Annotated in this window: 19 protein-coding genes and 9 tRNA genes; 17 read left to right on the top strand and 11 right to left on the bottom strand. The window is 31.8% G+C overall.

What is annotated here, in order from left to right:
* Positions 1 to 2 precede the first annotated feature (2 nt).
* Positions 3 to 1,343, bottom strand: coding sequence for a PTS transporter subunit EIIC (locus tag KEC48_RS13265; protein ID WP_087360492.1), 1,341 nt, complete (start codon positions 1,341 to 1,343; stop codon positions 3 to 5).
* A 158-nt stretch (positions 1,344 to 1,501) separates the two neighbouring features.
* The gene (locus KEC48_RS13260; RefSeq protein WP_211962889.1) at positions 1,502 to 2,215 is read right to left on the bottom strand and encodes a MurR/RpiR family transcriptional regulator; all 714 of its coding nucleotides are present in this window, start codon (positions 2,213 to 2,215) and stop codon (positions 1,502 to 1,504) included.
* A gap of 134 nt (positions 2,216 to 2,349) precedes the next feature.
* Here KEC48_RS13260 and KEC48_RS13255 point away from each other — a divergent pair, with 134 nt between their 5' ends.
* Positions 2,350 to 2,739, top strand: a complete 390-nt coding sequence (locus tag KEC48_RS13255; protein WP_211962887.1) for a hypothetical protein — start codon at positions 2,350 to 2,352, stop codon at positions 2,737 to 2,739.
* A gap of 21 nt (positions 2,740 to 2,760) precedes the next feature.
* Positions 2,761 to 3,660 carry a MurR/RpiR family transcriptional regulator gene (locus KEC48_RS13250; protein WP_211962885.1) on the top strand — a complete coding sequence of 300 codons (900 nt, stop codon included), beginning with the start codon at positions 2,761 to 2,763 and terminating at the stop codon, positions 3,658 to 3,660.
* Between the two features lie 5 nt (positions 3,661 to 3,665).
* Here KEC48_RS13250 and KEC48_RS13245 read toward each other — a convergent pair whose 3' ends face one another.
* Both KEC48_RS13245 and KEC48_RS16385 read right to left on the bottom strand, forming a co-directional pair.
* The gene (locus KEC48_RS13245; protein WP_211962883.1) at positions 3,666 to 4,274 is read right to left on the bottom strand and encodes a DUF1349 domain-containing protein; all 609 of its coding nucleotides are present in this window, start codon (positions 4,272 to 4,274) and stop codon (positions 3,666 to 3,668) included.
* Positions 4,275 to 4,296: 22 nt separating this feature from the next.
* Positions 4,297 to 4,857: a sugar O-acetyltransferase gene (locus tag KEC48_RS16385; protein WP_129736541.1), complete on the bottom strand. Its 561-nt coding sequence runs from the start codon at positions 4,855 to 4,857 to the stop codon at positions 4,297 to 4,299.
* Positions 4,858 to 5,078: 221 nt separating this feature from the next.
* Here KEC48_RS16385 and KEC48_RS13235 point away from each other — a divergent pair, with 221 nt between their 5' ends.
* Positions 5,079 to 6,434 carry an ISL3 family transposase gene (locus tag KEC48_RS13235; RefSeq protein WP_143746932.1) on the top strand — a complete coding sequence of 452 codons (1,356 nt, stop codon included), beginning with the start codon at positions 5,079 to 5,081 and terminating at the stop codon, positions 6,432 to 6,434.
* Positions 6,435 to 6,522: 88 nt separating this feature from the next.
* Here the strand turns inward: KEC48_RS13235 and KEC48_RS13230 are convergent, their stop codons facing one another.
* Genes KEC48_RS13230 through KEC48_RS13215 form a run of 4 tightly spaced genes read right to left on the bottom strand, consistent with a single transcriptional unit; the run spans position 6,523 to position 10,300 of the window.
* A complete protein-coding gene (locus KEC48_RS13230) occupies positions 6,523 to 7,929 on the bottom strand; it encodes a 6-phospho-beta-glucosidase (protein WP_211962876.1) in 1,407 nt (468 codons plus the stop codon).
* Positions 7,930 to 7,943: 14 nt separating this feature from the next.
* On the bottom strand, positions 7,944 to 8,663 hold the full coding sequence (locus KEC48_RS13225; protein ID WP_087359385.1) for a glucosamine-6-phosphate deaminase: 720 nt from the start codon (positions 8,661 to 8,663) through the stop codon (positions 7,944 to 7,946).
* An 18-nt stretch (positions 8,664 to 8,681) separates the two neighbouring features.
* Positions 8,682 to 8,972 carry a hypothetical protein gene (locus KEC48_RS13220; protein ID WP_087359383.1) on the bottom strand — a complete coding sequence of 97 codons (291 nt, stop codon included), beginning with the start codon at positions 8,970 to 8,972 and terminating at the stop codon, positions 8,682 to 8,684.
* Positions 8,973 to 8,980: 8 nt separating this feature from the next.
* Positions 8,981 to 10,300 (bottom strand): PTS transporter subunit EIIC, encoded by a 1,320-nt coding sequence (locus tag KEC48_RS13215; protein ID WP_211962874.1) that lies wholly within the window; start codon positions 10,298 to 10,300, stop codon positions 8,981 to 8,983.
* Positions 10,301 to 10,554: 254 nt separating this feature from the next.
* Here KEC48_RS13215 and KEC48_RS13210 point away from each other — a divergent pair, with 254 nt between their 5' ends.
* The 14 genes from KEC48_RS13210 (at position 10,555) to KEC48_RS13145 (ending at position 18,194) form a co-directional block, all read left to right on the top strand.
* Positions 10,555 to 11,250 (top strand): response regulator transcription factor, encoded by a 696-nt coding sequence (locus tag KEC48_RS13210; RefSeq protein ID WP_211962872.1) that lies wholly within the window; start codon positions 10,555 to 10,557, stop codon positions 11,248 to 11,250.
* A complete protein-coding gene (locus tag KEC48_RS13205; protein WP_205091061.1) occupies positions 11,247 to 12,371 on the top strand; it encodes a HAMP domain-containing sensor histidine kinase in 1,125 nt (374 codons plus the stop codon). The genes KEC48_RS13210 and KEC48_RS13205 overlap by 4 nt, the downstream gene beginning before the upstream one ends.
* A gap of 73 nt (positions 12,372 to 12,444) precedes the next feature.
* Entirely contained in the window at positions 12,445 to 13,722 is a 1,278-nt protein-coding gene (locus KEC48_RS13200) for a PLP-dependent aminotransferase family protein (RefSeq protein WP_211962870.1), read from the top strand.
* A gap of 117 nt (positions 13,723 to 13,839) precedes the next feature.
* Positions 13,840 to 13,915: transfer RNA gene (locus KEC48_RS13195), tRNA-Gln, on the top strand.
* Positions 13,916 to 13,919: 4 nt separating this feature from the next.
* Positions 13,920 to 13,995, top strand: a tRNA-Val gene (locus KEC48_RS13190).
* Between the two features lie 7 nt (positions 13,996 to 14,002).
* Positions 14,003 to 14,078, top strand: a tRNA-Thr gene (locus tag KEC48_RS13185).
* A 5-nt stretch (positions 14,079 to 14,083) separates the two neighbouring features.
* Positions 14,084 to 14,167 (top strand) — tRNA-Tyr (locus tag KEC48_RS13180).
* Positions 14,168 to 14,174: 7 nt separating this feature from the next.
* A tRNA-Lys gene (locus KEC48_RS13175) sits at positions 14,175 to 14,250 on the top strand.
* Positions 14,251 to 14,265: 15 nt separating this feature from the next.
* A tRNA-Leu gene (locus KEC48_RS13170) sits at positions 14,266 to 14,354 on the top strand.
* A gap of 7 nt (positions 14,355 to 14,361) precedes the next feature.
* Positions 14,362 to 14,435 (top strand) — tRNA-Gly (locus tag KEC48_RS13165).
* A 3-nt stretch (positions 14,436 to 14,438) separates the two neighbouring features.
* Positions 14,439 to 14,514 (top strand) — tRNA-Asn (locus KEC48_RS13160).
* A gap of 7 nt (positions 14,515 to 14,521) precedes the next feature.
* Positions 14,522 to 14,597: transfer RNA gene (locus KEC48_RS13155), tRNA-Glu, on the top strand.
* A gap of 109 nt (positions 14,598 to 14,706) precedes the next feature.
* Positions 14,707 to 16,335 carry an AAA family ATPase gene (locus tag KEC48_RS13150; RefSeq protein WP_211962868.1) on the top strand — a complete coding sequence of 543 codons (1,629 nt, stop codon included), beginning with the start codon at positions 14,707 to 14,709 and terminating at the stop codon, positions 16,333 to 16,335.
* Positions 16,336 to 16,340: 5 nt separating this feature from the next.
* A complete protein-coding gene (locus tag KEC48_RS13145; RefSeq protein ID WP_211962866.1) occupies positions 16,341 to 18,194 on the top strand; it encodes a vWA domain-containing protein in 1,854 nt (617 codons plus the stop codon).
* Between the two features lie 24 nt (positions 18,195 to 18,218).
* Here KEC48_RS13145 and KEC48_RS13140 read toward each other — a convergent pair whose 3' ends face one another.
* From KEC48_RS13140 to KEC48_RS13130, 3 genes are all read right to left on the bottom strand, one after another.
* Positions 18,219 to 18,494 (bottom strand): hypothetical protein, encoded by a 276-nt coding sequence (locus KEC48_RS13140; protein ID WP_211962864.1) that lies wholly within the window; start codon positions 18,492 to 18,494, stop codon positions 18,219 to 18,221.
* Positions 18,491 to 18,907 (bottom strand): hypothetical protein, encoded by a 417-nt coding sequence (locus tag KEC48_RS13135; RefSeq protein WP_211962862.1) that lies wholly within the window; start codon positions 18,905 to 18,907, stop codon positions 18,491 to 18,493. Before KEC48_RS13135 ends, KEC48_RS13140 begins: the two co-directional genes overlap by 4 nt.
* Positions 18,908 to 19,045: 138 nt before the next feature.
* Positions 19,046 to 21,043 carry a penicillin-binding transpeptidase domain-containing protein gene (locus KEC48_RS13130; RefSeq protein ID WP_211962860.1) on the bottom strand — a complete coding sequence of 666 codons (1,998 nt, stop codon included), beginning with the start codon at positions 21,041 to 21,043 and terminating at the stop codon, positions 19,046 to 19,048.
* Positions 21,044 to 21,120: the final 77 nt, after the last annotated feature.

Here is a 21,120-nt window from a genome sequence, read left to right as displayed (position 1 = left end):
CTTTATTCACCTTCACCAGCTTGTTCTGCCTTAACAGCTGCTCTTGTACTTGCCATAACAAATGGTAAATAAATGACTGTACTAATAGCTACACAGACAAATCCAATGACGAGTGCCATAATACTTGTTGCTCCCGAACCTAAAAATGGAATCAAGAATCCCGGTGTTGTCCAAGCTACACTATAAGCAACCGGTGGTATGATTTGAATCACTTCAACACAGAACCATCCAAAAATATTACATACAACTGGTGCTAAAATAAATGGAACCATATACATAGGATTCATAACAAGTGGGAAACCAAAAATAATTGGCTCATTGATGTTAAATAATCCCGGTGCTAAAGACATCTTTGCAATTTGATATTGTGCTTTATTTTTACGTCCAGCAATAAACATCGCAATAATCAAACCTAGAGTTGCTCCTGAACCACCTGTATTACCAAATGCATCATTGATTGATCCCCAGTTGACTGGATAAGGGGCACCCCATGCCGTTCCATTAGCTGCAACATAAGCTAAGTTGGCATTGGCTTGTTCTGTGAAAATAACAGAACGCAATGCATTTAATGTATTTGGTCCATGAATACCTAATACCCATAAGAATTGTTGTACCACAACAAATGTTAATATTGTTCCCATTGAACTTCCTAAAGATGTTAATGGTGCCTGAATTGCATTATAAATAAGCACTTGAATACCATCAGCTGTAATTTTACCAAAAATAAAGTTAATCACACCAGTTAATCCAAGTACAATCATAATAGGAATTAATAAGTTAAATGATTTAGAAACAGCTGGTGGAACCATTGCTGGCATAGAAATTCTTAATTTAGAATTACGTCCTAAACGTGTCAAAATTTCAGCAACAAATAAACCAACAAATAAAGCAACGAATAGACCTTGTGCTCCTAAATAAGTTGTTGTTAAACCTGCACCAGATTCATCAGCAAAAGCTCTTGAAGCAGGATACAAAATGAAATATGCAGAAAGAGATGTTACACCACATAAAACTTTATCTCCTTCCATTTCTTCAGCTAATTGATAGGCTGTTAAAAAAGCAATTAAAACAGCTAAGATATTTGTTGTCCCGTTAATAACTGAATTGAGGACTGCTTGATATTCAGCTAAATTAGGAATCAAATCTCCTAAATGAAGCAAACTTGCAATGAATCCATTTGGATCTAATAAAACATTGTTAATCAATAAAACCATTGAACCTGCCATTGTCAGTGGGAATGATAATGTAAATGCATCACGCACTGCAGCGACATGTCTTTGACCATTGATTTTAGCAGCAAATGGAACAAAGAACTTTTCCATTGTTGCCTGTAACTTGTCCATAATTTTTCCTCCCTTATCTCAATTTTGACAGATAATTTGAAACCGGTTTCTTATCTACGTCAGCATTATAACAAACCCCTCTAAGCAAAAAAAGGGGTTTTCCCCATTCATCATTATCATTCATTTTTAACAAAAAATAACATTTTTGTAACAAAATGTTACACATCCATTGTCATTCCTACCAACTTTTCAATAATACACATTGCCGGTATTTGAGATGTTAATTCTCTATCATTAATACGATGTCGATTGATATAATAAGGAATCATAAGATGACTTAGTCTTGATAATGTATTATTTTCCGTAGCACTAATGCCTATAATATGACATCCACTTTCTTTACAGCCATGTAACATGCTGATTGTTTCCACCGTTTCTCCTGATACTGACAAAACAATCACCACACATTTTTCACCAGAAAATGTCATATTCGTATAAGGATCATGTATCGCAACAGATAATTTCCCATAGTTTGTAAAACATCTTGCTCCATAATCAGCCATAATTCCCGAATCACCAATACCAATAAACAACAATATATCTGCATTACCAATCATTGTCGTGGCTTCACTAAATTTTTCTCGATAAAAAGGACTATCCAACTTTTCGATACAATGAATGATTTCAGCAAAATCATATTTTTTTAAAAGTGTTTTTTCTCTTAATTCATTTTTAAAAACATATTTCAATTCTTTAAAGCCATCATATCCAAGCTTTTTACAAAAACGTAAAATAGATGCTGTAGATGTTGAAACACCATCTGCTAACTCACGAATACTCATATATGGGAATTCTAATTCATGGGTAATGATATACTCATAAATCTTCATTTCTAATGGATTAAACTGTTGAATCTGTTCCTTTGTAAACATTCTTATCACCTTTTTTATCATATCAAAATTCAAACTTTTCCAAAAGAAAAACATTACCTTTTCTATAATTTTATATTGTATTTATTATGCTTTTTGAATAAAATATTCTTATAAATATAAACAGGAGGCATATGATGCAGGTAGAAAGACTTAATTTAGAAACAAATGAAAAAGAAAAAGTGGATTGTATAGGTATTGTTCAATTTATTGGACATGATAAAAATGCTGATTTAACAGATGGAAAGAATTATTATGTGATTGGATTTCATCAACAATTATTAAAAATTATTGATGATACACAAGATTATTATTACTATATTCCCTTTGATGCAAATGATATTGGTCAAAAAGAAGGCATTGTGAGTGGTTTTCATATTATTGAAGATCCTACTGGTAAAATTCATGAATTGTTTGCTTCTTATAAAAAGGATTTTGACTTAAAACAAAAGAAACGTTCTCAAAAACTTTCTCAACGTCTTATTCAATGGAAATTAAAAAAACTAGATGAAAAGGAATCAAAATAAACATTCTTTAAGAGGTCTATCATGTCATTATTTCAAAAATTAAAGGAAAGTCAAAAATTTACTCACAACGAACAAGCTGTCATTGATTTTATACTCAATAATCCTCAAGAAGTTATTAATTTAAGTGTTGATGAATTAGCTAAAGTCACTTATACATCTCCTTCGTGTATTGTCAGATTAACTAAAAAGTTGGGTGTGAAAGGCTATTCTGATTTTAAAATCAAATTCGCTTCAGAACTCAATTCTTCAATTCTCAATGAAAAACGCATTGAAATCAATATGCCTTTTGAACAAAATATCAAAGAAGATGATATTCCTAAAAGATTTTATCAAATGTATCATCAAGTTATTGATGATGTTTATCATTCATTAGATATTCAACAATTAAAAAATATTGCTCATTTATTGTATCATTCTGATGCTATTACAGTATATGGTGTAGGTTCTTCATTATTAATTGCTCAGGATTTTGTTATGAAATGTCAAAAACTTAGGCTACCAATCTACTGCAATACTCAAATAGGTTTTGAAAATGTCCATCGTTTTAAAACATCTAAAAATCCTATTGCTTTTATTATCAGTAATAACGCTACGAGTACAAGAGTTAAAAATTGGGTATTTGAAAATATTCATTTGAATATTCCTGTTATTTTAGTGACTTCTAATGAAAATTCACCTTTAATCAAGCTTTGTAAGTATGCTGTGATTTTAAATCATGGTGAAAATAACATTATCAAACAAGGGGCTTTTGCGTCTAAAATATCTATGACATTTTTATTAGATAATATCTATATGCTCATCTTTATGAAAGATTATGAAAACAATATTCATTATATTTATCACTTTGAAAACTCTGTTATCAAAGATCGACAAAATAGACGTCAATATGAATATAACCATCAAAAAGATCATCACAAATGATCTTTTTATTTTTCATCTGGTTGTTGTCCATCATGTGCCAGCCATTGACATTCTCCCATCATCATATGAGTAAATGTCGCTTTGAATGATGAATTTTCTGGACTTGCTGCATATATACCAAATTGAATTTCATCTATAGCTTGATTCATATGACAAATACGCATTTGTTGAAAAACTTGACCGTCATTTGAACACTCTATACAAAAATCATCTTCTCGTCTACTCAAACGATACCACATAGACTTTATAGAAGCTGGAATAGATGTCGTTGCCCAATCAGAATATCCATTATTTGTTACAACACTACCTAATCTTTGAAATGCTTCATTTTCATATTCAATAGAAGCCTTTAACCAATTTTCACTATCCAAATACATCACAATGTCACATTGATCAAAACGCTGATGACTCTCAAATTCAGTTTTAACTACAAATGAAAAGTATTTTTCTTTTGTTTTCATCTGTAAAACAGGAGCATTATCATTTCTAAAATGATAATAAGTCCTTTGCCATAAATCTGTATATGGTTTTGTAATCATTTCAATTTTATCCTCTTTTATATCATAGCTTTGAGGTTTTCTTGTCCACTTTAACTGACTTATATTAAATTCCATAGTTTTCTCCTTACTTAACCTATCATTGATTTATTGTTTTGATTACTCTCGCTGGAACTCCAGCAGCAACTGAATTATCTGGTATATCATTAACAACGATACTTCCAGCTCCTATCACGCAACCACTTCCAATCGTAACACCCGGCATGACACTGACATTCGCACCAAACCAGCAGTTATCCCCAACGACAATCGGTAATGCCTGTTCAAGGCCATCATTACGTCTTTGATAATCAAGTGGATGTTTTGCAGTATAGAAACCACATGAAGGTCCAATAAAAACGTGATTGCCTATAGTTATCTTAGCTCCATCCATAAAATAACAATTATAATTAACAAAAACATACTCACCAAATTGTATATGCTTTCCATAATCACACTGAAAAGGCGCAACAATCTCTAAGCTCTTTGGTAAATAACCTAAAATCTGTTCCATAATCTTATTCTTTTGTTCAAAACAACTTGGTTTTGTTAAATTATATTCATGACATAAATCAAAGCACTGATACCTTTTTTTAACGAGTTCTTCATCATAATTGGCATCATACCATAATCCCTGTTTCATCTTTTCTAATTCTGTCATATCTTTCATTCTTCCTTTCTGTATTTGCTAATATAAGTATTATAACGGTTATCACATTATTATACAATACACTTAAAAACACACCTTGGCTCTATACTAAAACTGGAGGGGAAGTAATATTCAAAACTTCATCTTCCAGTTTTTTTATATAATAATAGACATAGTCGATAACTCGTTTTACAATTAGTTCACCACAAACAAAATGAAAGGAGTTATTTTCTATGTCCAATCCCAATTATACCAATGATATCTTAAAATCGCTAGAATTAAATTCAATGAATGGTATGTTTTTTCCTATGCCTTATCCTGATTCTGATTCCTGTTTCAGATACGAACGTAAACCTAATGGTTCCATTATTAAATATGTTAATATCGTATCTTCTTCAATGAGCAAACCTTGTCCTCATTGTGGTTGCATTGATCGTCATGATTCTAAAGGCATCAGAAAAATTTTTCTTACCCATACTTCAAATGGGCATTTAAAGACCATACTCGAGGTCACTTATAGAAGGTACAAATGCAAGCATTGCCATAAATATTTCAAGGATAACATCCCTTTTAGATTCCCTCATTCTAAGCTGACTACCATCGCTGCCCAAACCTGTCTTTTTGGCTTTAGAGAAAATACTGCAATGGCTGTACTTGCTAGATCTCATGGTCTTTCCAAAAGCACTGTCTATAGATTATTTTATCATCATATAGACATTCCTCTAAGATTCTATCATCTTCCTTCTACGATCTCCATTGATGAATTTAGGGCAACAGTTGATGAAGGCACTTTTGCTTTTCATATAACTAATCCCATTACTGGAAAAACTATTGATATCATTGCAGATAGACGTGCTTCTTATCTAAAAAACTATTTCATGAGATTTCCTTACGATGAACGAAAGAAAGTCAAAATCATCGTCATGGATCTCTCAGGTGCTTTCCACTCAATCATGCATTCTCTTTTTCCTCAGGCTCAGATCATTGCTGATAGATTTCATTATACAAGAATTGTAAGAGAAAACATGGTTCAAGCAAGAATCAATTGTTGTAAAAATCTTAAAGATGATTCTCTATCAAAACTTATCAAAAGAAATCTTCATCTTTTTGACCAATATAAAAATAGACTTAATGAAAAGAAAGCGTGGTATTATCCATACTTTAAAAAACACATGACAAACAAGCAGCTAGTTGAAGCAATTCTTGAACTTGAATCGTGTGAAGAGCTAAAAATCAACTATGACATTTATCAGGATTTCCTGAAAATACTTAATGAGCCACACAATGATTATAAGAAAGCATTAAATGATTGGCTTGATCATATTTTCAAGACAGAAAATCATTATTATATGACTACTGCTAAAAACTTCAGGAAAAACTGGTTCATGCCAATACTAAGATCATTGACATACACAACATACTACACGAGAAAAAACAAAAAAATAAAAACATGCTTCAATAATGGATTCATTGAAAGCATGAATAATAAGGTGAAACTAGTCAAGCGTAATGCCTATGGCTATAGATATTTTCAAAACCTAAGAAAAAGAATACTTCTGCATCTTGGTTTTAAGTATGACATTATTTAAAAAAGGAAGTAACTGATTCAGTTACTTCCCCTCCACTCTTGACACAGAGCCCACACCTTATGGAATGATTCCAATAAGGTGTGTCATCTTATAATCCTTGTTCAGTTAATTCTCTTGCGACATCATCTTTAATCGTGATACCTTCTGCTTCAAGCTCGGCAATCTTATCAGCAAATTGTGGTAAATATTTTTTATGGGCAATCAATAATTCATCCATAATACGTTTCCCTGTTGTTCCAGACATCACTTGTGGATTTAAAGTGAAAGCTTGAAGCAATAAATTATAATCACCAGTCACGGCAGCTTCTTCTACACAAAGTTCCATATTTTTCATACATTGCAACCATCCTCTTTGAGCAGGATGTAATGGTCCAAAGGCAATCGCTCTTGCTCCTGTGGCTCCAATAAATGAAGACACTTCTACTGTACAATCAGCTGGTAAATCTGGCACTGCTCCATTATTTCTTGTAGATACAACAATATGTGTGTTTTTATTCGCATAGATAGAAGCAATTGTTTCACAGGCAGCATCACTATAATGTGTTCCACCACGTTTTGTTAATTGTTCTGGTTTATAATTTAAATTTGGATCTTTATATAATTCAAATAACTCTGCTTCTGTTTTCTTAACTTGTTGACCTCTTGTTCCAACATTGACATCATGATATTCTTCTAAAGAATGTTTCAACATTTCTTCTTGACGATAATAATATCTATGATATCCACATGGAATCATTTGCATTTGATCTAATTGTTCTTTAAAGAACTTCACATTAAAGATATTCTTTGGTGTTCCATCATCAACATCTGGATCATAGATGGCATCAATAATTTTTTGTGTAATATCATTTCCTGTTGCATTATCAAAGACTTTATGCCAATGGAAATGATTCAATCCAGCAAACTTATATGTTAATTCATCCAATGTTTTATGAATCATTTGTGGTTCTTTCATCATTGCTCCTACAGGAACATTACATAAACCAATCACTTTATCCCATTTTCCATATCTCATGACAGCTTCAGTAACCATTCCACTTGGATTTGTAAAGTTAATTAACCATGCATCTGGACATAATTCTTTCATATCTTCTACAATATCTAAAATCACTGGAATTGTTCTTAAAGCTTTAAACATACCACCAGCCCCATTGGTTTCTTGTCCTAACATTCCATATGATAAAGGAATTCTTTCATCTTTAATACGGGCATTTAATAATCCAACTCTAAATTGAGTTGTCACAAAATCAGCATCTTTTAATGCTTCTCTACGGTTTAAAGTTAAATGCACTTTGACATCATAAGGTGAAGCATCCCACATACGTTGAGCCATTGCTCCAACAATTTCAAGTTTTTCTTTTCCATCTTCAATATCAACTAACCAAATTTCTCTAATAGGAAGTTCATCATATCTTTTAATGAATCCCTCCATTAATTCTGGTGTATAGCTACTTCCTCCACCAATTGTAACAATTTTTACAGGTTTCTTTTCCATGTTTTTCTCCTTTATTAATATCTTTTATAATCTTCTGGATTTAATAATGATGCAGCATCCTTATCAGCAATAATCGTAAAGTTTGGATGTAATTTTAAAATTGTTGATGGTAATTCATCAGTAATTGGTGAATCTAAAACTTGTTTTAAGATTTCGGCCTTTTCTTTACCATTAACAATCATCACAAGATGTTTAACACGCATTAAACTCTTTGGTCCCATTGTATAAACATAAGGGATATTGTCACGAGGTCGATATGTTTCATTGACTGCAACTTGATCGTCACGTAAAATCTTATAGGTATAACTATCCATTGGTGTACAGCGAGGACAATTACTACAGAAATGCCCATCCCATCCTAAACCAATGACCATCACATCTAAACCTCCACCATTTCTAATTTCTTCATCATATGTATCCCAGTTATCTTCTGTTACACAATGAATTTGAGAATCAGGAATATTGGCAGGTGTATAAAATAATTCATGCATTTCTTCCCAGATGGGACCATGTTCTTGTCCTATATAAGGGCCATCATCAAAAATATAATATTGAATATCTTTGAATTTTTCCTGATCTTTAACATAAGGAATCATCATTTCATACATTTTTCTTGGTGAACGTCCAGAAGTCAATGAAATATTGACACGTTTATCTTGCATCATAGCACCTAAGACAATATGCATACAGCTTTCGCTCATTTTTTCTTCATTTTCTTCAATAATTAATTTCATATTCTTTACCCTTTCTATTTAAAATATATGAATGAATTGATTAATCATACAAATAATATAAACAATACCAACTATTAACCATACTATTTTTTGTTGATATAAAAATTCATTATTTTCATCAAATAATCGATATAGCCCATAAGGTGTGAAAAGGAAAATCCATAAATATGTCCACATTTTCTTTTTTGTAAAACCATTGAATTTTTCTTCTTCAATAGAACGTCGATTCATTCTTTTACGAATTTGAATAATATTTTTCTGTGTTTCTGTTAATTCTACTTTACTCATGTCTTTTCCTTTTCCTTTCATTTTTATTTTTAAGCTTGATTTTCTTCCATTTGTGCCTGTTTATTAGAAATCAAAACAAATGGAGTATAAATAACAACTGATAAAGCCACACAAATAATTTGTGTAATTGCTGTACCAATATGTCCACCGGTTGCTAAAAATCCCATAATACCTACTGGTGTTGTCCAAGGGACTTGGAATGAAATCACTTGTGCAAATCCAATCACTGTCATCCAATAAGCAAATGTTGCTGAAATCACTGGAGCAAACATAAATGGAATAGCTAAAATTGGGTCTAAGACAATTGGTAAACCAAATGTCATTGTTTCATTGATATTGAAGATTGCTGGAGCAATTGATAATTTTGCAATTGTACGATAATCATCTCGTTTAGAGAATAACAAGATAGCAATCAATAAACCACCAGTAATCCCGGCACCTGTAATAATTGTAAAACAACTAATAAATCCAGTATTTAAAATATTTGTAGGTTCAATTCCTTTTAAAACTGCATCGGTATTTTCAGTTAAAGCTAATAACATTGGTGCTGAATAGATAGCCCCTAAAGTCTGTGTACCATGAATACCAACAACCCATAGTAATGTAGATACCCAGAACAATAACAAATAACCTGGCAAACCAGTTAAAACACCTGTGAGTGGTGCTTGAATCCATTTTGCAATAGCATCATAGAATGAATATCCAAATACTTCATTAAATAATAATCCAATACCTGAAATAATAAAGATAGTCACAACACCCGGAATCAATACATTAAATGCATTAGCCACATTACTTGGTACCGTTTCTGGTAAAGAAATCTTCATCTTTCCACCTTTAACTAGTCTAATATATATTTCTCCAGAAAGGATACTTGAAATCATTGCCATAAATAATCCTTGTGCATTTGTATACTGTACTGCCAATACATCAGCAACATCAAAAGAAATTCCTTGATCATTTGTCACAACCATTGTTGTGGCACATAATGTAATATAACAAGATAATGCTACCAATGGTAAAGTCATATCTTGTTGCATTCCATATTGTTTTCCTAGTTCAATCGCAATCAAGACAACTAAACCAATTGTTAAGAAGTTTAATGTTGCATAATATGCAGCATCAAACATTGGATTTAAGTTTTCTAACCAGCTAAATATCTCAAAGTTAGCTAAACTAATCCCTTGTTCATTAGGTGTACAAATAACACTTGTAAATAAAACACTAAATGCTCCACAAATCGTAATTGGCAACAATGCTGTAAAAGCATTTCTAATCGCTGACATGTAACGATTTGTCTGTAATTTTTCCGCTACTTTTAAAATAGCTTCCATTAATTTGTCTGTCATATTATTTTCCTCCTCTTCCTTTTGAGCCTATTGTATTGATTTTTGATACCGCTTTCAATATTATGGAAGTTCATTGGAACTTTCTTTCAATCTTTTCTTCTTTTTAACGATTTCTTTAAAACTTTCTGACTTTTTTATTTCATTTTATGAAAAACAAAATGAAATGTTCAGTATCATTAAAACATTTTTTTCTTTAGAAAAAAGATTGTTGTTTCTATAAATTTCTATATAATATGTTTAGGAGGCGATAAGACATGAATACACCTCATATACTCGTTGTAGATGATGAAAAAGAAATTACTGATTTAATTGAAATTTATTTAACACAAGAAGGATATCAAGTGGAAAAAAGATATAATGCTTTCACTTTGATGAATGATATTTTAGAGTATCATATTGATCTTGTTATTTTGGATATTATGATGCCTGAAATTGACGGAATACAGGCTTTAAAAATGATTCGTGAAAAATATAATGTGCCTGTTATTATTGTTTCAGCCAAAACTGCTGATACTGATAAAATTGAAGGACTATTGACAGGTGCCGATGATTATGTCAGTAAACCATTTAATGCTATGGAACTGGTTGCCAGAGTCAAATCACAGCTTCGTCGCTATCAAGTTTTTAATAAGCCTATCAATCATTCTTCACATTTGATTGAAGCAACAGATTTAATTATTGATACACAAAAGAAATTAGTAACACTGGATGGAAAACCTTTAGCTCTTACAAGAATTGAATATGAAATTCTTGTCTTGTTGGCTAGTCAACCGGGAACAGTCTTTTCTATTGAAGATATTTTTGAAAAAATCTGGCATATGAAATCAAATAATTCTAATAATACAATTATGGTCCATATTAGAAAACTAAGAGAAAAAATAGAAAGGCAACCAAGAAATCCTCAACATATTAAAACAGTTTGGGGCGTAGGTTATAAATTCGAACTATGATTCAAAAGATTCAACGATTACTTATCAGTAGTTTTCGATGGCGTTTATTTATCAATATTATTGTTGCTTATTTTATTGCTTTTCTATGTGATCTGGCATTAATGATTATCCTACAACATACCAATATATTTCATTTATCTTATGAATGGTTATACATTCTGGCTTTCTTTATTTCATTACTTATCTTTTTAGTGACCTTTTCAGATTTAATGAATATCACACTTAAATACATTGATGTTTTAAGTGGAACAATTCAAAGAGTCACAGCTGGTGATTATGAAGTTGAAGCACCAATTAAATACGATGATGAACTTGGTTTACTAGCGGCTAATATCAATGCCTTAGCTAAGACTTTAAGTGATAAAGAAAAAGAAAGTGAGATTCTTAAAGAAAATGAACGTATGGCTTATGATGCTGAAAGAAATGCTGAAAAACAAAAAAATGATTTAATTACAAATGTTGCTCATGATTTAAGAACACCACTGACAACCATTGTCGGTTATCTGGAACTGATTAAAAATAATCAGCAACTGACAAAAGAAGAAATTCAAAAATATTCTAGTGTGGCTTATGAAAAATCCAAAAGATTACAAAGTATGATGGATGATTTATTTGAATTTACTAGCCTAGATCAAGCGAATGTGAAAGTTCATATGACAACAATCAATATTAGTGAGCTGGTTTTACAGATTGTTGATGAATTTTATCCTACTTTTCAAGAATATCATATCATTCCAGAAGTCAAGACAAGTCAAAATAACCTTTTTATTAAAGGTGATGGACAATTAATCGCAAGAGTCTTTGATAATTTATTATCTAATGCTGTAAAATATGGTAAGGATGGTAAAAAGATTAAAATTGAAGTTTTGAATGATGATGAAACAGTAACTATTAAGATTATGAATTATGGCAATCCTATTGATAGTGCTGATTTACCATATATTTTTGATAAATTTTATCGTAGTGATGCCTCACGTTCTTCATCAACGGGTGGAACAGGTCTAGGTTTAGCGATTGCTAAAAACATCATCCAAATTCATAATGGAGAAATCTTTGCGACAAGTCATAAAGACCAAACAACCTTTGTTGTAATCTTACATCGTTTACATATGAGTGAATAAAAGATTTTCATCAAATAAAGATTGCATTTTATATAATGAAAAGATACAATGACTTCAAAGTGAGGGAGAGAAAATGAAAGCATATCAAGACATGAATCAAGAAGAATTAAAAACTTTACATCAACAATTAAGCAAACAATACCAAGACATGAAAGATTTACATTTACAATTAAACATGGCACGTGGAAAACCTGACTTTTCACAAATTCAACTTTCTATGCCCATGTTAGATACTATTAATAGTCATTATGATTTTTCAAATCAAAAAGATTATTGTAATTATGGTATTTTGGATGGTATCAATGAAGCAAAACAGTTTTTTGCAAATATGTTAAAGACGACATCTGAACATATTATTGTCTATGGAAATTCCAGTTTAACAATTATGTTTGATCAGATCAGTCGTGGTTATACTCATGGTTATTTAGGAAATACCCCTTGGTGTCGTTTAGACAAGATTAAATTTTTATGTCCTGTTCCTGGCTATGATCGTCATTTTGCGATTACAGAACATTTTGGTTTTGAAATGATTCCCATTCCAATGGATGAAAATGGACCAGATATGGACTTAGTAGAAAAATATGTTCAAGAAGATGAAACAGTGAAAGGAATCTGGTGTGTTCCTCAATATTCCAATCCTTCTGGTATTACATATTCAGATAAAGTCGTTGATCGATTCGCTCATTTAAAACCAGCTGCGAAAGATTTTCGTATTTTTTGGGATAATGCTTATGTTGTTCATCATTTATATGCAGATAAACAAAGTCATGTTAAAGATATTTTAAAGGCTTGTGAAGATGCGGGAAATCCAGATATGGTCTTTGAATTCTGCTCAACATCTAAAGTAACTTTTCCGGGTGCTGGTGTAGCAGCTATGGCTACTTCACTCAACAACAAAAAAGATAGTTTAAAACATATGAGTATTCAGTCAATTGGACATGATAAATTGAATCAGTTAAGACATGCTCAATATTTTCATAATGTTGAAAGTTTAACACAACATATGGAAAAACAGGCAGATGTTTTAAGACCTAAGTTTGAAATGGTTATTGATATTTTTAATAGAGAGTTAGCTGATTTAAAAATAGGAAAATGGACAAAACCATTAGGTGGTTATTTTATCACTTTTGAAGCTCTAGAAGATTGTGCTAAAAATATTGTACAAAAATGTAAAGAAGCAGGTGTGATTTTAACAAATGCTGGAGCAACTTTCCCTTATGGTCATGATCCCCATGATTCCATTATCAGAATTGCTCCTTCATATCCACCTTTAGATGAATTAAAACAGGCAACAGAACTCTTTGTCTTATGTGTAAAACTTGTAAGTATTGAAAAATTATTAGAAAACTAAGATGAATCCAATGGTTCATCTTTTTTCCTTTTATAAGTGAAATATGAAAAAAATTAAATTTTCGCTTAAAAAATATTGACTATACTCCAAAAAATTGATATATTAAATAAGCACTGTTGGGATATAGCCAAGCGGTAAGGCAACAGACTTTGACTCTGTCATTGCGCTGGTTCGAATCCAGCTATCCCAGCCATGTTGGAGGTTTAGCTCAGTTGGGAGAGCATCTGCCTTACAAGCAGAGGGTCAGCGGTTCGAGCCCGTTAACCTCCACCATTTATTTGCCGGCTTAGCTCAATTGGTAGAGCAACTGACTTGTAATCAGTAGGTTGAGGGTTCAAGTCCTTTAGCCGGCACCATATACGGGGAGGTAGCGAAGTGGCTAAACGCGGCTGACTGTAACTCAGTTCCTTTCGGTTCGGTGGTTCGAATCCGCCCCTCCCCACCATTCTTTTGACCCGCTAGCTCAGTAGGTAGAGCATCTGACTTTTAATCAGAGGGTCAGGCGTTCGAGTCGCCTGCGGGTCACCATTCATAAACATATATGCCCAGGTGGCGAAATTGGTAGACGCACAGGACTTAAAATCCTGCGGACCTTAAAATCCGTGCCGGTTCGACTCCGGCCCTGGGCACCATTCTTTTGCGGGTGTAGTTCAATGGTAGAACTTCAGCCTTCCAAGCTGACTACGTGGGTTCGATTCCCATCACCCGCTCCATACGCTTGAATAGCTCAGTTGGTAGAGCAATCGGCTGTTAACCGATCGGTCGTAGGTTCGAGTCCTACTTCAAGCGCCATTTTTATGGCCTGTTGGAGAAACGGTTAACTCACATGCCTTTCACGCATGCATTCACGGGTTCGAATCCCGTACAGGTCACCATATGAAAACAAAGCGATCGTCAGATCGTTTTTTTATTTATATAAGCAGATGATTTGTGATATAGTCTATTCATGTTATAATATGTATCAAGAAAAGGAGCCGATAAAATATGATACTTGACGAACTCAAACAATATAAACCTTATTCCATTTCCCCTGGTTATCATAGTGAGCATATTCTTTATGGAGAAAAACTGACACTGGACTATATTGATGGAACTACCTATACTTATGAATACGAAACTGCTAAAGCCATCATGGGTCTTGTACATAGTCAATACAACAATGATCAGGTCTATCTTTTTACTCATGAACATTCATTATTATTTCAAATTATTCACAATAACCAAAAAGAAGCATATTTAGAATATTCTTTACAAGATCAACGTTTCATTATAGCAAGTGCCTATGAAAAAAGCGATAGTTTATATCGTTTATTACTCGTTGCAATCAATTACATATATAATCAATATCAGATAGAAACATTTCAAGATATTTATGAAAACTGGCGTCACATTGATATGGGCCAACATCATCATGCTAATGAATGGGATGCAAATCACTATAAATACGTTTTAAACATTGCTAAAAGATTGATTCAAATATTAAAAGATATTCTTCAACTTCAAGATTGTTTTTTATCTTTACATTATGATTCTGTTGAAGAATTATTAAACCATCTTCATATGACATTTAATACCCAATCTTTAACCCCTATCTTTTTATTTCAAGAAGACCCTCAACACTTATTATTAGATTTACAATCAAAACAACAAATCTATCAGTCATTATCTTCTTCATCCTATACTATATTAGATGTAACCCCTCTCTATTCAACACAAGAAAGAATGAAATTACCATTATTTCTTCAAGAATCAATTAAAGATAATGAACGTTTGTATATGCAAAATCGTCATTTTTTAGATCAAAATGACTTTGATTTAATTAAATCTTTTCAAAGAGGAAAAACATGGTCATGTTTATATTATGGTCCTTCTGGAACTGGTAAAACAACAAAATTACTCTGTGTTGCTGGCGCATTAGGATTACCAAGTTTAAAAATGGTCGGAAGTCGTTCTATTGATGAATCAACTTTATTTGGTAAATATGTCTTAAGAAATGGTGAAACTGTTTTTGAATATGGACCTCTAAGTTTAATGATGAAATATGGTGGTATGTTTATTTTCGATGAAATCAATATGGTTGATAGTGACATCATTTCATCATTAAATGATGTTTTAGATGGTACAAAGCAAAAGATTTTAGACAATGGAGAAATCATTCATGCCCACCCACTCTTTAGATTTGGTGAAAGTATGAATATTGGTTATGCTGGAACAAACGAAATGAATCTTTCTCATAAATCACGTATTCAAAATAAAATAAAAATCAGTCAATTACCTATCGACAAAATGGCACATATTATTGTCAAAGAAACAGGAATTGATGATACAACTGCAACAAAAATGGCATCATTACTTGACGCTTTCCATAATGTTATTATTAATGAAGGTAATGAAACAACACAAAGAATTGACTTAAGAACATTGCTGAACTGGGCTAATAAAACTGTTGATTTAGATGGTGATGTGATTCGTGCAAGTCTGGTCACAATTATTTCAGAATTAGCTGAAGAAGATGATGAAATCTTAAACTTAGAAGATGCTCGTCAAATTCTTGCGACAAATGGGCCTGCTGCTTCTGTCATGTCACTCATTGTTCATGAATTTGTTGAATAATCTCTATGTTATCATCACAAATCAAACAAAAACTCAAAAAAGATACAGTTCTTTATGCCCAGATGCCTATTCATCTCACTATTGATGAAAGCAATCAATGTTATTCACAAATCAAAAATCATCAAGCATCTATCACTCTTGGTGAAAAAGCTCCTTATCATTATCTTGAACACTTTCACCCTCAAGGTTATGAGATGTTTATGGAAGGACTTTTGTTCCATGAACTCGCAAGTTTACGCTATTGTGATTTTCAAATCTTATCACAAACTTACATTCAAGCTTCTCAAGCTTTAACCCAAGTTAATTCTGCCGCAAAAGACTTTCTTAACAAACAGATGTCTTATCGAAAACTCAAATCTATTATCACAAATTACGTCTTTCAAACCAATCTGCCACTTGTTTTAAAAGCTATTGAAGAAGGTGCAATTGAAAATGCTTTAGGCATTGAATTTCCAGAAACTTGGAATCCTCTCATGTATGCCCGACAAGCTATCACTTCATCTTTTCTTAAAGAAAAACACCAACAGACCGATACAACTTTTTTAATGGATAAAATCATTAAAGAAATCATGGTCATCTGTACCTATGGATATAGATTTCAATTAAATGACAATATCATCTATTTACCTTACTATCTTCCACAAAATTTTATCCAAATAAGAAAATTAGCAATTCAAGGGCGTTTACAGACAAATCATACAAAAGAACGTTTAGAAATAGCTAAAGAAATTCTCAATCTATGTCAACCCATTATGGATGAAACTGTCAAAGAAATATTCGATACAATTCAAAATGGTTCTAAAATATCTGGTGTTTCTCAAAGTCTTTTCTCCCAAATGTCTAGTGAAATTGCAATTCAATTTCAAAAAGGTGAATCACAAAATTCACCTCAACAAACACCAACTAAATATCAGCTTGATCTTTCTGATGAAGAATTTCAACGTATTGAATCACTTGAAAATGAAGCCGAAAAAACACAAAAACATCAAATTCTACAAGATATTCATAGACGTGAAGAAAAGCAAAGAAAACACCAGGAGAAAAGCTTTCAATCTCAAACTTATCATTCTTCCATTGAACAATCTATTGTTTTATCACCTTTAGAAAGAACAACACCTACTCAATACGGTACTATTGCTTTAAGAAATCAAAATGAAAGTATTATCAGAAGTAACAAACTGGCGAGATTATTTAAGCGTGAAAGAATGTATGCTTCAAAAAGTCAAACAAAGCATAAACTAGAATATGGAAGACAATTAGATCAACAAAATCTTTATCGTGCTTCTTTAGATGGACGTGTATTTAAAACACATAAACAAGGAAAAAAGAAAGATTTATGTGTGTATATTCTTGTTGATACAAGTGAATCAATGAGTGGCGATAAAATTATCAATACAATGAAAGGTTGCTTTGAACTTGCAAGAGTTTTACAGACATTAAAAATACCATTCTGTATTTCTGCACATAAAGCACTTGGAAAAACACAGGTTCAACTCACTGAAATTATTTCTTTTCAAGATTGCCAAAAAAGATATTTACTGAATCGTATTTATGCTATGCATACATCTGGTGGAACACATGAAGATATTGCTTTAGAATATGTTTTGAAGAAATTAGCTACCTACAAAAGACATCGCAAAGGCTTTGTCTTTGTCTTATCTGATGGCGATACACATGGTGTAGCACATATTCATGAATTAACCCGCTTATATAAAAAAGATCAAGATATTGATGTTATAGGGATTGGTATACAAACTGCTCCATTGATTACCAAAACATATCCACATGGTTTATTTATTGAAAATATTGAAACTTTACCCGATATGTTAATTCAAAAATTAAAAGAAATCGCTATATAAAAACATCTCTTAATCGAGATGTTTTTATATAACATATCCTATAACAAAAATAGATATAATAACGATAATCAACATTCTCAAAACCATCCAAACGATGGGATAACGTTGAATAATTTGACTATATGCATATTCTACATTCGCAACACGATATCCTCTTGACCAAAATGCATTGCACACAACAGAAAGTACCCATAACACAATCACAAAATCATGATTATGTCCATGAAACAATAAAAAGATTCCAGCAATCAAAATAATAAGCCATTGTATTTTTATCAATATCCAATCTATTTTCTTCATTTTCTATACCCCACATATGTGACTTGTTTTCCATCATCCTGCATTTGTAAAACTGTTTGTCCTTCTTTTTGTTTTTGATCCACAAACTTAACTGTCACAATCTGACTATCTCCTTCTTCTATAGCTACTGATTGTATCGTTATAGGTAAATCATATGATTTTAAATCATTTTCCACATTACCCAAAACCTTTATTTGTACATCTTTAATGATATTATCTTTCATTTGATTTTTAAACTCATCATTGACATTTTGAAGAATTTCCTCTATTTCATTACCTTCTGCTTGAAGTAGATCCTGTGAAAAATATACAATTTTTTTCGCAACATCTTCAACATCTACATGACTTTTTTGACAACCACTTATTCCTAATACAAGAAACAAACCTAGAAATGTTATGAAAATCTTTTTCATATTCTTCACCCTTTCCCACATCATAAATCATTAAAATAATTTAAATATGAAAAATAATATTTACTCTACTTTTAGTATATCATCTTTCATTTAAATGTAAAGTCATTTTATAAAGAAAAAAACGGATTTCTCCGTTTTCTATCTTTGTAAATATGACATTAATGGTTGTTTCACATGATCAACAACATAACCACTTCCACCACGACCTTTAACATCTTCTACCATTGTTGTAATAACAATAGGATTTGATGAATCTGTAGAAGCAACAGATAACCAACCTATTTCTGTTCCTGTTGTATCATCTTGTGATTCTTTAATTTCTCCTGTTCCTGTTTTTGCAGCTAATTGGAATTGACTATTCTTTAAGCTATGAGCTGTTCCGTGACTATCTTCTACAACTTGAATTAAATCTGATTTAATTTCATCCGTTGTTTTCTTTGAGAATGGTTCAGCCCATACAGATGTTTCAGTAGATTTCACAACATGAGGTGTCATCATTTTTCCATCATTCATAAATGAACTATAAATAGATGCCATTTGTACAGGATTCATTAAAATTTGTCCTTGACCATATCCACTATCAGCAATCTGTATATCCTTATCAAATGAATCACTTGTATATTGTGATTTTGTTAATGCTAATTCAAAAGGAATATCTTCTCCAATTTTTAATGATTGATATCCTTTTTCAAGATTATCTTTTCCAATCTCTAATGCTGCTTTCGCAAAATAAACATTATCTGAATAAATTAAAGCATTTTTTAAATTATTAGGATTAGGAGCATGTAATGTTGTGACATAATAATCTCCCCAGCTTGAATCTTTTTGCCACTTCATTTCAGCACCAAAATCTTTAGAAGCATCTAATGAACCTGTTTCTAAACCAATTGCTGCTGTGATAGATTTCATCGTTGAGCCAGGCACCCAAGTTGAACGGAAACGATTTGTCAGTGGTTGTGCTTCATCATTATTTAAAGCATCCCATTCTTCCGTTGAAAATCCATAAATAAAATCATTACTATCAAATGATGGTGTACTGACCAACGCTAACACTTCTCCATTTGTTGGATTCATGGCAACTGAAGCACTTTGATCATTTTCAAATGATTGATATAAATCTTTTTGTAAATCGATATCAATTGTTAATGTAATATCTTGTCCATCTTGTTTTTCTTGAGTGGCTACTGTACTCTTTGTGCTTCCATTTTCATCAACAATAGAAATAGTTGCTCCATTTGTTCCTTTTAATTGTTTTTCATAAGCAGCTTCTATACCACTTCTACCAATCATTGACGTTTCTGTGTAGCCTTCTCCTTGATGTTTTTCTAAATCTTCTGCCGTTACTTGTTGCATATATCCTGTTAAATGAGAAGTGATTTCTCCATAAGGATAGCTACGCACTTCTACAGTATTTAATTGTACTCCTGGTATTTGTAATAACTGATTTTCTAGTTGTGTATCATCAGATGGAATTGTTGTTAATGGGACAAAAGAATCATCTTGAATCCAAGCAGCACTCATTGTTTTTTGAATACTTTCTTTTGTTAATGATAGTAATTTTGCTAATTGATCATAATCATTTTCCCCATTTAATTTTCCTCTAACAAGCCCAACAGAGTAAGCCTCTCCCTGCCCTGCTAACATTTTTCCATTGCGATCTAAGATTTTTCCTCGATTTGCTTCATCTTCCGATACTCTCACTTTATCATTTTGTGTTAAGTCTGGAAAAATAAAAGAATCATCCCATACAATCTTATCATCTTCTATTGTTGTCTTATTTTCAAAAGAAACTTCACCAGCAACTGTATTCATTTTAACTTGATAAGTTAATTGGTTATCTTCTTCATCTAAAACTTCAATACTTAATTGATTAGCTTCAATTCCTTCATAAATATTTTGATTTCTTGTCACAAATGTTTCTTTATCATATTTTTTCTGTGATTCTTCACTAATACAATCATACATTTCATCATACTTCTTTTCTGAAATCAAAGTATAAAAATCTTTTAATGTGCCTTCATTATTGTTCCCCGATAACAAGAAAAATAAAACAACACTTACAATCACTATAATTCCAACAATACCTCCAATAATGAAATATTTCTTGGAATTATTATTTGTATAAACAACACCCATGTTATTTCCTCCTTTGCTATTTTAGTATAACACTTTTAAAAAACAAAAGAAATATGAACATAGTAGACTTTGTCGCT

The organism is Clostridium sp. C1, from assembly GCF_018223625.1.
Lineage (GTDB): Bacteria > Bacillota_I > Bacilli_A > Erysipelotrichales > Coprobacillaceae > Allocoprobacillus.
Note: the sequence above shows the minus strand (reverse complement) of the source record. Positions and strands in the feature narration are given on the sequence as shown.